At 27.3% G+C, this 14,652-nt stretch carries 11 protein-coding genes; 8 read left to right on the top strand and 3 right to left on the bottom strand.

The window, feature by feature from the left end:
• The coding region (locus F811_RS15525) for a hypothetical protein (protein ID WP_033425216.1) at positions 1-240 on the bottom strand (240 nt) is incomplete at its 3' end.
• Positions 241-430: 190 nt separating this feature from the next.
• Between F811_RS15525 and F811_RS0104480 the strand changes: the two genes are divergently transcribed.
• From F811_RS0104480 to F811_RS0104470, 3 genes are all read left to right on the top strand, one after another.
• Positions 431-1,900, top strand: coding sequence for a S41 family peptidase (locus F811_RS0104480; RefSeq protein WP_020004090.1), 1,470 nt, complete (start codon positions 431-433; stop codon positions 1,898-1,900).
• A 155-nt stretch (positions 1,901-2,055) separates the two neighbouring features.
• Positions 2,056-3,180 (top strand): glycerate kinase family protein, encoded by a 1,125-nt coding sequence (locus tag F811_RS0104475; protein WP_020004089.1) that lies wholly within the window; start codon positions 2,056-2,058, stop codon positions 3,178-3,180.
• A 227-nt stretch (positions 3,181-3,407) separates the two neighbouring features.
• The gene (locus F811_RS0104470; RefSeq protein ID WP_020004088.1) at positions 3,408-5,237 is read left to right on the top strand and encodes a tetratricopeptide repeat protein; all 1,830 of its coding nucleotides are present in this window, start codon (positions 3,408-3,410) and stop codon (positions 5,235-5,237) included.
• Positions 5,238-5,359: 122 nt separating this feature from the next.
• Here the strand turns inward: F811_RS0104470 and F811_RS0104465 are convergent, their stop codons facing one another.
• Positions 5,360-6,700, bottom strand: coding sequence for a CoA-disulfide reductase (locus tag F811_RS0104465; RefSeq protein ID WP_020004087.1), 1,341 nt, complete (start codon positions 6,698-6,700; stop codon positions 5,360-5,362).
• Positions 6,701-6,915: 215 nt separating this feature from the next.
• Here F811_RS0104465 and F811_RS0104460 point away from each other — a divergent pair, with 215 nt between their 5' ends.
• A complete protein-coding gene (locus tag F811_RS0104460) occupies positions 6,916-7,908 on the top strand; it encodes a tetratricopeptide repeat protein (protein ID WP_020004086.1) in 993 nt (330 codons plus the stop codon).
• 1 nt (position 7,909) lies between these two features.
• Here F811_RS0104460 and F811_RS0104455 read toward each other — a convergent pair whose 3' ends face one another.
• A complete protein-coding gene (locus F811_RS0104455; protein ID WP_020004085.1) occupies positions 7,910-8,383 on the bottom strand; it encodes a PepSY-like domain-containing protein in 474 nt (157 codons plus the stop codon).
• A 1,164-nt stretch (positions 8,384-9,547) separates the two neighbouring features.
• Here F811_RS0104455 and F811_RS0104450 point away from each other — a divergent pair.
• The 4 genes from F811_RS0104450 to F811_RS0104435 all read left to right on the top strand — a co-directional run bounded on the left by F811_RS0104450 (position 9,548) and on the right by F811_RS0104435 (position 14,625).
• A complete protein-coding gene (locus F811_RS0104450) occupies positions 9,548-11,260 on the top strand; it encodes a methyltransferase domain-containing protein (RefSeq protein ID WP_026364343.1) in 1,713 nt (570 codons plus the stop codon).
• Positions 11,261-11,394: 134 nt separating this feature from the next.
• On the top strand, positions 11,395-13,251 hold the full coding sequence (locus F811_RS0104445; RefSeq protein ID WP_020004083.1) for a methyl-accepting chemotaxis protein: 1,857 nt from the start codon (positions 11,395-11,397) through the stop codon (positions 13,249-13,251).
• 141 nt (positions 13,252-13,392) lie between these two features.
• Positions 13,393-14,010: an OmpA family protein gene (locus F811_RS0104440; RefSeq protein ID WP_020004082.1), complete on the top strand. Its 618-nt coding sequence runs from the start codon at positions 13,393-13,395 to the stop codon at positions 14,008-14,010.
• A gap of 21 nt (positions 14,011-14,031) precedes the next feature.
• A complete protein-coding gene (locus F811_RS0104435; RefSeq protein ID WP_020004081.1) occupies positions 14,032-14,625 on the top strand; it encodes an OmpA family protein in 594 nt (197 codons plus the stop codon).
• The last annotated feature ends 27 nt before the right edge of the window (positions 14,626-14,652 follow it).

Here is a 14,652-nt window from a genome sequence, read left to right as displayed (position 1 = left end):
TTTTTTATTTACTTCGTTTAATCTGTCATTGAATATTTTTATATTGTTATTAATATCTTCTATATTAAGATTTTCATTTGATAAAGAAGCGTCCAAATATTGATTAACTTCATCAACTATTCTTCTAGCTTCATATAAAAACTCTTCTCTTACAGTTTTTAAATCTATATTTTTAATATTTTCTTTTAATTTTTTTATTTCTTTTCTTATAAAGTATTTTTTTATATTGTTTTCAGCCATATTGTTTAACTCTTATATGTAAATTGTATGTAATATTATATATTATTAAGTATAAAATTCAAATATTGGTATATTAAGTTATCATAATATTTTTTGCCGTTTGTATATATAAATTTTTTACTATTTATGTTATAATTAATTTTTATAAGGTATAAAAACAGCATATTTTTATAATTAAGGATAAAAAAACATGATAAAAAACAAAGAAAGACTTTTATGGATATTTCTTTTAATTTTTGTAGTAGCAATTTCTTTTTTCAACTTTAAAAGTCCTTCTCTTGCTATAGCCCAGCAGGGAAAGGCTCAGTCGGATAATGATTTTTACTATTACAGCCGACTATTTCAGAAAGTATTTGCCACTTTGCAGCAGAACTTTGTTGATACCAACAGCGTAACAACAAAAAAATTAATGTACGGTGCTATTAAAGGAATGCTTGAGGCAACTGATGACCCTTTTACATTCCTTCTTGATGAAGAGCTTAATCAGGCTTTAAATACAGAGATGTCTGGAAAATACGGCGGTGTTGGACTTTCTATATCAAAAAATGCTGATAAAGGACTTATGGTTGTTTCTCCTATAGAGGACGGTCCGGGTGAAAAAGCTGGTATATTATCTGGGGATATTATCACAGAAATTGACGGTAAAAGTACAAAAGATATGTCTGTTGATAATGCTGCTAATATCATGAGAGGAAAAGAGGGTACTAAAGTTACTCTTACTATAGTACGCGATGGAGTAGCAGAGCCTATTAAATATCCTCTTACAAGAGCAATAATAGAAATAAAAAGCGTTAAATATAAAATGGTTGATGATACAGTAGGTTATATAAGAATAACTACTTTCGGCGATGATACAGCCAGAGATTTGGAAGATGCTTTAATAGACCTTAAAAAACAAGGTATGAAAAAACTTGTATTAGACTTAAGAAATAATCCGGGCGGAAGACTTGATACAGCTATTAATATAGTAGAAGAGTTCTTAACAGAAGGAAAAATAGTATACACAAGAGGAAGAACAAAAAACGAAAATCAGGATTATTATGCTTCTAAAAAAGGCGATGAATGGCTTGAAGGAGATATGGTTGTATTAGTTAATCAGTACAGTGCTTCTGCTTCAGAAATACTTTCAGGTGCTTTGCAAGACAGCGGAAGAGCTAAACTTTTGGGTGAAACTACATTCGGAAAGTTCAGTGTTCAGTATGTGCTTCCTTTGGATACTAGAGACAATACTTCCTTCAAATTTACAGTAGCTCATTACTACACACCAAACGGAAGAAGACTTCATGGTAAAGGATTAACTCCAGACTTCGTAGTAGTAGAACCAAAATTAAGCAGTACCGATATAACAGCATTAACCGAACTTAGAAAAGGCGGACAAATATCTGCTTATGCTAAAAAATATCCTAATGAAAGTTCTGATGCTACTGCTTTACCTGCTTTCAAAGAAGAGCTTAAAAATCAAAACATCATGGCAAGCGATTACTTGCTTGAGCGTTTAATATATAATGAACGTAATTTAGATAACTATAAAGAGATATATGATCTTCGCTATGACAAACAGTTAAAGGCTGCTATTGAATATCTTGAAACAGGAAAAGAGCCTCCTCAGGATAAAGAAGAGCCTAGAGAAAATTGGTCAAATGAAAAAGAAGAAAATTAATAATATTTAATTATATAAAAGGGTGATAGTATTTTTATATTATCACCTTTTTTAATGCTTTTATTGATAATAAAAAGATTACAAAGTTTTAATGATATTATAATTGTTACAAAACTGTTTCCAAACAATAAAAATAATATTTTAAGGAAATACTTATGAAAATAGTAATAATACCAGATTCATTTAAAGGAAGTACGAGCAGTATGGAAGTTTGCAATTGCATAGAGAAAGGGGTATTAAAAGTATTTAAAAATGCTGAAATAAAAAAGATACCAGTTGCTGATGGTGGCGAAGGCACTGTTGACTCTATACTTTATGCTGCAGGAGGAAATATGAAAAAAATAAAAGTGAGAAATCCAGAAGGAAAAATTATAGAAGCTAAATATGGTATTATTAATAAAGATAAGGCAGTTATAGAAATGGCTGAAGCATCGGGGATAACATTAGTTGATGATAAAAATAGAAATCCTTTAAAATATTCTACTTACGGGACTGGAGAGCTTATAAAAGATGCTTTAAATAATAATATAAAAGAAATATTAATTGGAATAGGCGGAAGTGCTACTAATGACTGCGGTATAGGTATGGCTAATGCTTTAGGATATAGATTTTTAGATAAGGATAATAATGAACTTGAAGCTATTGCGGAGAATATGATAAAAGTTAAGCATATAGACGATAGTAATGTGGATAGAAGAATATTTGACATAAAAATAAGTGCTGCATGCGATGTAAAAAATCCTCTTTATGGAGAGAACGGAGCTACTGCTGTATATGGAAAGCAAAAGGGAGTTACAGAAGAGAGTTTTGATATACTTGATAATGGTTTAAAGAATATAGCTAGAGTTGTAAAAGAAAAGTTTAATAAAGAAATAGATTATATTGAAGGGTCTGGTGCTGCAGGAGGACTTGGAGGTGGGCTTTTAGCTTTCTGTAATGCTGAGTTAAAAAGCGGTATAGATGCTGTGCTTGATATTATAGATTTTGAGGAGCATATAAAAGGGGCTTCACTTATTATAACGGGAGAAGGTGCCATTGACGGACAGACAAAAAAAGGTAAAGTACCTGTAGGCGTAGCAAAAAGGGCTAATAATATACCAGTAATTGCTATAGTAGGAGATATAAGAGATGGTGCTGAGGCTGTTTATGATTTGGGTATTACATCTATTATGCCAGCTTTAAAAAGAGCTATGCCTCTTGATGAAGCTATAAAAAACTCAAAAATATTAATAGAAGATGCTGCTGAAAGAGCCTTGCGATTTATAAACATTAATTTATAAATATTATTTTGATATAAATACAAAAAATATGTAATATAGTATAAAATATCACGATATTATAAAACACTATAAATTAAAATATTATTAATTGATTTTGAAACAAGTCTTATATAATCATATATAAAAACTTTCAAAACTACTATTTTTTTATAATTGTAAAAGTTAATAGGTTTAAATTTCTTAATAATCATTTATAATATAACATTAATATTATAAAAAGTGAGATTATGAAAAATATAAAGATATACCTTCAAGAGATAGACGATTATATACAAAGTAATAATTATGAAGATGCATTTTCTTTATGCAATAACATTTTAGATAATATTGACATTAATAATACAGAAGCAATATTTAAAGCAGGATACTGTGCCTATAAATTAGAAAGATACGATATAGCTATGATTAATTTTTTAAAAGCATTATCATTAGACAAATCTAATATTAATAAGGCTATGTACAAATATTATATGGGAAGATGCTATGATATATTTAATTCATTAGAGGATTCTTTAGAATGTTTTAAGGGGGCGTATAAATTAGATAAATCAAATCATTACTATACTTTATGGCTGGGTATTACATATGCTAAAATAGGGGCTAATGATTATAATTATAATTTGGCTTTGCTATATCTGTATAAGGCTTTTGGCATAGAGGATAGTTTATTATACAAATATGCAGGATACTGTCATATGCAGTTAAAAAGCTATGATAAGGCTATAGAGTTTTTAGAGAAGTCTATTTTTTTGAAAGAAGATGATTACCTTACAAGATATTATTTAGGATATACTTATTTTTCTCTACAGATATATGATAAAGCACTTGAGCATTTAAGCGAATCATTAAAATTAAAAGACGATGAGTTCAACAGCTGGCTTTCTATAGGGATTCTTTATAATGTAATAGATGAGGCAGCTTTATCAAAGGAATGTTTGGAAAAGGCTAGAAATATAGCTTTGAATTATAATGACAATATAGATTATCAGCTTGACTGTTTTATTAAACTTTCAGAGGCTGAGGAGAATGAATATTTAAATTATCTTTATCTTGGTATTTGCTATGCAAAGATGGAAAGCTATAAAAATGCTTTGCAATATTTACTGGAATCTATAGAAATAAATGAAAAATACAGCAGCGAAAATAATTATCTAGCTTATTATTGGATAGGATATATCAATTATATAGACAGTGAATATGAAGAGGCTGTTAAATATTTGGAGAAATCTATAAAACTTAATGATGATGAAGAGAATTATTTAATTTTATTTTGGCTTGGAGATTCCTATTTTAGGCTTGGTAATTATAAAAAGGCATTAGTTAATTTGCAAAAATCTTTATGCCTTAAAGAAGATGAAACAGGAACTTATAAACTTTTAGCAAAAACATATCTTGAGATTGGAGATAAAGATAAATATAATGAATATATCACTCAGTATAAAATACTCTCAAGAAAAGAAAAACATCTAAACAGCAAAAAAAACAATGCGAATAATCAGCTTAAAAAGATGCAGGAAGATTATAATAATTATTTTAAATCTTTTTATTATTCATCAAACAGAGAGTATAATGAGACAGCATTAAAACAGAAAATATTTAATAATACTGCTGAAATGAAATTGGTTCAAAATGATGAAGAGAGAACATTTTATGATAATTATTATAATAAAGTGAAAACAGATATTAATAATTTCCTTAAATATTTATTTGAAGATATAGAGAAATCAGATCTTTATCATTTATACTCATCAAGTACAGAAAAAAAGTATTATATAGATTTTGATAATTTTAATATAGATAATTTTTTATACTATAAAGACATAGTAAAAAAGGCAGTCAGGCTTGATTTTAATAAACATAAAGAAATACAGTATTTAAAAATAATTAATAATAATAATATTAATGATATTGAAACTATTGCGATGGCTATTGATAATATAGAAAGTATATTTAATTATACATCTCTTTCTATACTTCAGTTTATGGAGTATTATCATCAAAGATATGATATAGAGCTTTACTTTATACTTATGAATTTAATATTAAAATATTTATAAGCTTGATAAATATAAAATAATAAAAAATTAAGGCTTGAATGAGAATAAAAAACTCTAATATCAAGCCCTAATAAATATTAAAAAAATGAGTATACTAAAAATATTTGTTAATTGCTTAATTATTATTTAGCAGCATTTCCTGCAACATTAAGTGAATCCCAAGTTCTAGCAAAAGGCGGAGCATAGCACAAATCAAGCATTCCCAATTCATCTACAGTAAGACCAGCATATATGCAGGCTGCTATAACATCGCATCTTAATACGGCCCCTCTTTTACCTAATATCTGACCTCCTATAATCTTTCTTGTATCTTTTAAATATATTAATTTTATATGTAAATCCTGATAGTCTGGATAATAATGAGTATGATCCAAATCTTTTACAGTAACAGTTTTGTAATCAATATTTCTTTTTTTAGCTTCTTCTTCAGTAATACCAGTTCTTGCAGCTTCAAGCTCGAATGCAAGTATGCAGGCACTTTTTAAACTTCCAGCAAACTTTTCATGTCCGCCAACCAAATTACTAGCAGCCATTCTTCCAAGTTTATTGGCACCAGTTGCAAGTGCTGCATAAGTCTGACTGTCAGTTACTCTGTCATATATGCTAGCACAATCGCCTGCCGCATATATACTGTCAATACTTGTTTTAGCTTCTCTGTCTACAAGTATAGCTCCATTATCCATTAGTTTTATTCCAGCTTCTTTTGCCAAATCACTATTAGGAACTACTCCTATAGCAACTACAACATAATCAGCCTCATATTTACCTTTATCTGTAACAACTGCTTTAACATTATTATTACTGTCAGCTTCTAATGATAAAACTTTTTCATTAAGACGCAAATCAATATTTTCTTTTATATGTTCTATTACCATGTCAGAAAACTCTTTATCAAATTTACCTCCAAAAACTCTGTCAGAACGCTGTATCATAGTAACATTTTTACCTGTGTGTTTTAAAGCATGTGCTGCCTCTACTGCTATAAAACCAGCACCCAACACTACAACATTTTTTATATTTTCATCTTTCATTTTCTCTCTCATGTTAATAGCATCTTTAAAATCTTTTAAAGTAGATACATTGCCTATATTGATGTTTTCAATATTTGGTATTATTGATTTGGCTCCTGTAGCTATAAGTAAAGAATCATAACTATCTTCAAACTCTTTATTATTATCTATATCTTTAACCAACACTTTTTTGTTTTTGGCATCTATTTTTAATACTTCATGTTTAACTTTCAAATTGATTCCAGATTTTATTGTAGCTTCAGCGGTTCTTGCTATCATAGTATTAGGGTTTTCATAGAAACCTCCTACATAATAAGGCATTCCGCATGCTCCCCAAGAAACTACATCAGTTTTTTCATATACTGTAATTTCGGCTTCTTTATCGAGTCTTCTTGCTTTAGCAGCAGCACTCATTCCTGCAGCTACTCCGCCTATTATTATAACTTTTTTCATATTTAGAAACTCCTTTATTATATTTTATATACCCTTATATAGTATATTCATTTTGTATACATTTGTCAATTTTTATTCTATATTATATCAGTAAAATTTAAAGCAATTATATTTACAATTAAAAAAGTTGAAAAAAAATTAATTAAGAATATACTAAATATACTAATAGATGATTTTTTATTTAATAATTACAAGTGATGGGATTAATATATATTATGGATAACAATTTAGAAAATAGAGTTAATGATATGATATCATATTATAAGAATATATTAGAACATGATTCTAATAATTATAAAGCTATGACAGATTTAGGTATTTTTTATACGCAGCTTGGAAGGCATATTGAAGCTATAGAAATATTTAAAAAAGCATTGACTGTCAATAATAACGATTACTCTTTATACCGACTTATAGGTATGTCATATATAAAAATAAAAAATTATCATAAGGCTATAATATATTTGAAGAAGGCTTATCAGCTTGAGAATAATGATTATATAAGTTTAAATTGGCTTGGGCACTCTTATATAAAAATATGCAGGTATGAAGAGGCTGTAAAAATATTGAACAAATCTTTTATTATAGCTCCTAAAGAATATATTAATTGGCGTAATTTGGGTTTGGCATTATATCATCTTAATAGAATTGATGAGGCAATAGAGGCCTTTGAAAGAGTGATGGAGCTTAATAAATATGATTATGACAGTTATTATCATTTAGCACTTTGCCATAAGGAAAAATATGATTATAAAAAGGCGGTAGAAATATTTAAAAAAATAATAGAAGCAGAAAATGATAATTATTCAGCTTATTTCAATGCTGGTCTTTGCTTTTTTATGCTTGATGATTTTTCTAATGCTTTGATTTATTTTAATAATGCTCTTAATATAGAGAATAACGATTATCTTCTTTATTATTATATAGGAGTATCTTATTATAATATAAAAGACTATATTAATGCTATAGAGTATTTAAATAATTCTATAGAAAAAAATAATACCTATTCATCTTCATACTATTATTTGGGATTATCGTATTATTCTGCTGGGCTTTATGATAATGCTGTTAATATGCTTGAAGAATGTGCTAAACTAGATGAAAGCAACATAGAAATATATATGCATCTTTCAAGTGCCTATAGTGCATTAGGAGACAGTGAAAACTCTATAATAGCGTTTAATAAATATAAAGTATTTAAAGGCTGATTTATTCTTCCATATTTTCATCATCATCAAGAACTGTTGTATTAATTATAATGCCGTATCCGCTTATTTCTAATTGGTATTTATCGTCTAACACTATTATAAATACTTTATCTCTTCTTTCTATATCAGTGATTTTTGACAAAGGATATTCACTGTCTATAACATTAACCATAGATTTATGTATAGAGCTTCTTGGTATCCCTTGTCTTTTGGCTTCATCTGTTACAGCAGTAATTTTTTTCCATAAACCTGTATGATAAAACACAAAATGATATCCTAAATCTATATCTGCCTCATAACCGCCGCCGCCCTGATATAATGATACTGTTTCTATATTATTTCCGGGGAAGTTTAAGTTAATAAAGTTTTTTGCTTTAAGCGGAAGAGAGTTTTCTGTTAAAGATTGTGTATACAAAAACGCAGAGCATATCAAAAGAGATATACTGATAATAAAAATATTTTTTATATATTTCATAGTTATAATATTTCGTATTTTATTATTTTTATATTAATAATTTTTTCATTATTTTCAATATAAAAAAATAATGACTAAAAACTTTATAGTCTCAAGTCATTATTTTATATCTTTAAGCAATTATATTATTCAGCAAATATACCAGCTTCAGCTTCTTTTATAAAATCATTATATTCATCAATTAATGATTTATACTCTTTTTCATCATTTAATATTAAAGCGTCATCTGGTATTAAAGTGTCATTATAATGATTATTATGTTTTTCTTTTATATTATTTTTTTATTGTATTATTTTCTGTCATAATATTTACTCCTTTAAATTAATATATTCTAGTTTTTGTGATATTTTTTTAGTATAATGTATATATTTTATTGTTTTTTTTTATTCTATTGTAGAAATAAATTAGCTAATTCTTTCTTTATAATCAACCTTTCTGGTATATTATAATAATAACAAAATTTTTTAAGCAGTCATAATTTTTTTTATTTTTTTGTAAAAAAATGTAAATTTATTTTGATTACTATCTTGTATTTTTTAATACAGATTAATTAATAATTATGATTATTAATTAAGAATAAAATTATGATAATATTTTTTAATTTAAAAACAGCTTGGGTGGGCAGCCAAAATAACAGTAAAAGCTATAAAATTAAAAACATTTATAAATGACATATGGCATTCAAAAATTTAGAGGGTGGGAATTAGAATAAATTTAAAAACTTTATTTAAATCCCCCCCTTTTAGATTTTAAAGCTTTATTTTTTTTTAATATGTTTTAATTAAATACATAAGTCTATACTTCTAAAAGAACACCCGCCCAAAGCGTGATTTAAATTCAATACTTTCCAAAACGCACACAGAGCGGATTTTTAAAATATTAATTAATTTAAAATCATGATTTATCTTATATATAAAATTTCGTTCTACGTGCGTTGAATATATCATAAATTTAAAAAACGCTTGGGTGGGTAGCCAAAATAACAGCAAAAGCTAAAAAATAAAAAATAATTCATAAATAACAAATAGTATTAAAAAATTTAAAGGGTGGGAGTTAGAATAAATATTTAAATTTTATATATAAAATATTTGTTTGTAATTATCTTTTTTTATTATATAATACCTAACATCATTTTATAATTTTTTTTAGAAATAGTTAGTTTTCATGCACAACATATGTATAATAACAGATATAGGTACAATATATGGGGTCGGACATATTACCCGTATGAAGTTTATAGCAAACAGGCTTAAAGAATACTATAATTTTGTATTTTCTTCTATTAACAATAACAGCGATTTATTTAAAGATAAAAGCATACAAAGCTGCAAATATAATGAAATCAAATCATTAAAACCATATTTAATAATAGTAGACAGCAGAGAAGTAGAAGCTAAGTTTATAAAAGAATTAAAAACTATAAGCAATGTTATAATAATAGACAGTGTAGGAAATGAAAGGGCTTTTGCTGATATAGTAATAGAAATGCTTCCAAATATAGATAGTTCTAAAGAAGTTAATATAAAACCTTTTATAGCTACTATACTTAATTCTAATATAAAGCCAAAATATGATGAGAATGCCCCTGTGCTTCTTTATTTAGGATTTAATAATGATTTGAAAAAAAAGGCAATAGATATTATAAGCAAAATAGAAGATAAAAACTTTGTACTTATAGAAAAAGAAGAAGAAAGCGGATATATTAATATAAAGTATAAAGACTTTAGTCCAGATATATTTGTAAGCCCTTATAGTGCTGTTATAACATATTTTGGTCTTACAGCATTTGAATGTATAGAAGCCTCAATACCTACAGTACTTCTCTCTCCTACAAAATATCATGATGATTTGGCAAGAAGCAAAGATGAATTATTTTTTAATTTGGGATTTTTTGAAAATGTTAATACAGGTGAGGCTGTTTCAAAATTAAAAGACTTTTTGTTTAATAAAGATACTCAAAATAAATATTTAGAAAACGGCAAGTCTATAAACACAGAAAAATCCCTTGAGCGTATAAAAACAATAATAGATAATATAAAAGATTTTAAAGATATAAAATGTCCTTTCTGCGGAAGTTCTCATATAGAAATGAAAAATAGAAATATAGAGTCCAATCTTTACAGCTGTTTAAAATGTCATACATTGTTTAGAAAATATTTTCTTCCTCCATTTACGGATTATTCTTCCAAATACTTTGTGGAAGATTATAAGAATCAATACGGCAAAACCTATGAAGAAGACAGCAAGAATTTAACAGCCTTAGCTAGAAGACGTTTAGAAAAAATAAAAAAATTAAAGCCAAGCGGTAAGGTTCTTGATATTGGAAGTGCTATGGGATTTTTTCTTAATGAAGCAAGAGAATATGGATATGAAACTGAGGGTATAGAGATAAGCGAATATGCTTCTTCATACTGCAGAGATACTCTTAAACTCAATGTTCATAACTGTTCGCTTCTTGATTTTGAATATAAAGAAAAAGAATATGATATAATAACAGCTTGGTATGTTATAGAGCATATATATAATTTTGAAAATATTTTAGAGCGTATAATATATTCTCTAAAAGATGATGGTATATTAGCTTTTGCTACCCCTAATGGGTATGGTCTTAGCGGAAGATTTAATAAAAATTATTTTTCTATTGTACCAAGTGATCATGCTTTTGAGGCTAATCCCAAATCTTTGGATATACTTTTATCAAAATATTCATTAAAATGTATAAACTTAGAAAATCAAAGTGTTTATTATAATAGATTTTGTGATATATTTAATTTGAAGTTTATTAGTAAAAATAAATTACTATCCAAAATATACAATGTTTCAGCCAAAAAGAAAAATTTAGGTGATACATTTGAGTGTATATATAAGAAATTTTAATAAATAAGTGTCATTTTTATACATAAAACTAACAAAAATGTAAAATAATTTTATAAAAAATGTTTACAATATTTAATTTTTTACATATAATACAACTATAAGAACTTATTTTACAATGATTAGGAAATAATATTATGAAAATGCACAATAGTTTAAGCTTCAAAATCACAGCCATGATTAATTTATCAATAGTTATAATGGCAGCCTTACTTTTAATCATTTCCATAAAAATGGCAAGCAAAGCATTAATTGACACAAGATTAGAAGGTTTTTCCAATATACTTTCAGGCTATAGTTCTTTATTTGATAGCTGGATTAATGATCAGAAGATGTTAATTGATACTTATAGCTTTCACCCAGATGTTTATAATTTGATAGAAAGCAGAACAGACGATAATATGAATTCTGCTTATAATTCAATAAGCGAATATGTTAATTATAATAAATATATAATCAATATGGGCATATGTGATTCTAATGGCATATGTATAATAGATTCAAGTATGAGCGATGGTTTATTGGGTAAAGATATATTATCCATTCACCCAGAAGCAGCTTCAGATATGAAAAATGCAGGAAACATTGTAACATTTTCTAAAAAAATAACTAAATCAATAGCTAAAGGAGTATGGGCTATATTTGCATGTACTGGAATAAAAGATGAAAACGGTAATTTAAAGGGTTATTTATATGTTATGTATGATTGGACAGAAGTTAATAGATTATACTTCAGTAATATAGAATTATCAGAAAATATTAATATATTTGCTATAGATAAGGATTTAAATATTATTATACATACAAACCCAGAAAGATTGGGAATGAAGACCAGCGATAATTATAAAGCTAATTTTGAACAGGGAAGCGGTATCGACAGTTATATTTCAGGTGCCGATACAGGTTCTCAGAAAAGAATATCTATTTTTAGTAAATTATCATCTTCTCCTTGGCTTTTGATAGTAAGTATAGTAGAAAGTGAGGTATATGCAAAGAGCAGACTTTTGGGTATAGTGATATTTTTAATAGGGGCAGTTTCTATAATATTAATTTCTATTTTTGTATTTTTATTTATACGAAGTGTGATGAGAAGATTAACATATATATCTGATGAGGCAAAATATATAGAAAAAGGTATTTTAACACATAAAACTGATAATAATATAAAAAAATCTAATGATGAGCTTGGAATACTTTCAAATTCATTTGATTCTATGAGAGATAAACTTACAGATATCATTACAAAAGTAAAAGAAGAGCTTGATGATATAAAAAATCTTACAGAAAATTTGGTAAAAGGCAATAATAATTTATCAAAGCGTACAGAAGATCAGGCAGCCAGCTTGCAGGAGACAGCCAGCTCTATGGAAGAGATGGCTTCTACAATAAAGTCTTCTACAGATAATGCTATTATTGGTAATAATATGATGACAGAGTCAAAAAACTCAATAGAAAAAGCAGGAGATATAATACTAGAGACAACAAATAATATAAGCGAAGTTAATGAAGCAAGCGAAAAGATAAAAAATATTACAAAGATTATAGAAGACATAGCTTTTCAGACCAATATATTAGCTTTAAATGCTTCAGTAGAGGCGGCACGTGCTGGGGAACAGGGCAGAGGATTTTCTGTAGTTGCAAGCGAAGTAAGAAATTTAGCACAAAATACACAGTCCTCAATAAAAGATATTACAGAACTAGTTAATAATACATATGACAGCATTATAAAAGCATCAAACAGTGCCTCAGAATCTCAGAATATATTTAATGAAATTAAAGAAAAAATAGATGAAACCTCAAAAATAATCCTTGAGATAAGAGAAACAGCGGTAGAACAGCAGTCTGGGGTAGATCAGGTAAATATTGCTATAGCAAAAATAGATGATGCTACCAATCAGAATGCACTTTTAGTAGAAGATTCCAACAGAGCTTCAAATGAAGTTCTTGATAAGATAAGAGTTTTGGAAAATACTATCAGCTTTTTTAAGGTATAAAATAATTTGTAATTATAAAGTTTTATGACATATATGGCTTATATTTTACGATTATAATTATGAATTTGTTATAATTATGTGTTATGTTAATTGTTTTTAAACTTTTAACATATAAAAATATGGTACAAGGAAAAAGTGATCATGAAAAAAATAATTTTAATTATGTCTTTAAGTTTTATATCTATAGTAGCATGTAAAAGTGCACCTGTAGCCACTGGACCTGAAGAAGGAAGCGGATTTAAGACAACAGAAGCCACTAATCAAAATGCAAAAGGTTATAACTTGCCAGACGGTGCTGCAGTTAGAGAAACTCCAAGAGGTAAGGTATTAGTACTTCATGACCCTAAATCTAAAACAGATATTGGAAAAAGCGGAAGTGCTTCTTATGAAGTAAAATTTGGATTTGATAATACAGTAGAAATAGGAAGTTATAAAGAGGCTTACAATTTAGTTTATCAGATAATAAAAAATAATCCAAATATACGAATAATGGTAGAAGGCAATTCCAGCAAAGAAGGTCCTGCCCCATATAATTATCAGCTTTCTCAAAGAAGAGCAGATACCAGCTTTAATTACATAATAAAATTAGGATCTGAAAACAGCAAATTATTAAAAAATGCTTTCGGAGAGGCTTTGCCTGAATATCCTACACTTAAAGAAAATAGAAGATGTGAATTTATCATTATAATGAATGAAGATGATTTGAAAAAATATAACGATTTTGCTAAAACTGTCGACATTAACAAAGAAACAAATTAATGTCGAGGTTTTAACAATATAATGAAAAAAATTTTATTTATATTTACTTTATTGATCTTTGTCATAGCATGTAAGAGTACGCCTAAAAACAGTACTCCTGAAGATGTTGTTATAGCAGAAGAGCATGCACCAGTTACTGTATCTGAAGAAAAAACTACTGAGCTTTACTTGCCTGAAAACACTTCAATAAGAGAAACTGATAGGGGAAGAATACTTGAAACTAATCCGAAAATTATATTCAAATTAGTAGAGACTGATATGCCTGAAACTAGTGAAATGTCATTTGATCAAGTAATAGAGTTTCTAAATAAAAATACTAATGCCAATATAATTTTGGAAGCACATACAAGCAATAGAGGAATAGCTTATCCTTACAACTATAATTTATCAGTTGTAAGAGCAAAAAACGGAAAAAAATACTTGACAGATAAAGGGGTTGATCCTAACAGAGTGATAGAAAGTCCTTTGGGAGAGGCAATTCCTGAATATCCTACTCAAGATGCTTTAAGAAGATATGAGTTTGTCATAATAGAAAATGAAGATGATATGGTTAAATATAATACATATATATCTCAGCTTGATGTTAGACAAGAAAGTACATATCAAGGAAATTAATTTTTATTTCTAGAACATAAAAATAAA

Origin of the sequence: Brachyspira innocens ATCC 29796 (genome assembly GCF_000384655.1) — a bacterium.
Classification (GTDB): domain Bacteria; phylum Spirochaetota; class Brachyspiria; order Brachyspirales; family Brachyspiraceae; genus Brachyspira; species Brachyspira innocens.
This window is presented reverse-complemented; position numbering and strand designations above follow the sequence as displayed.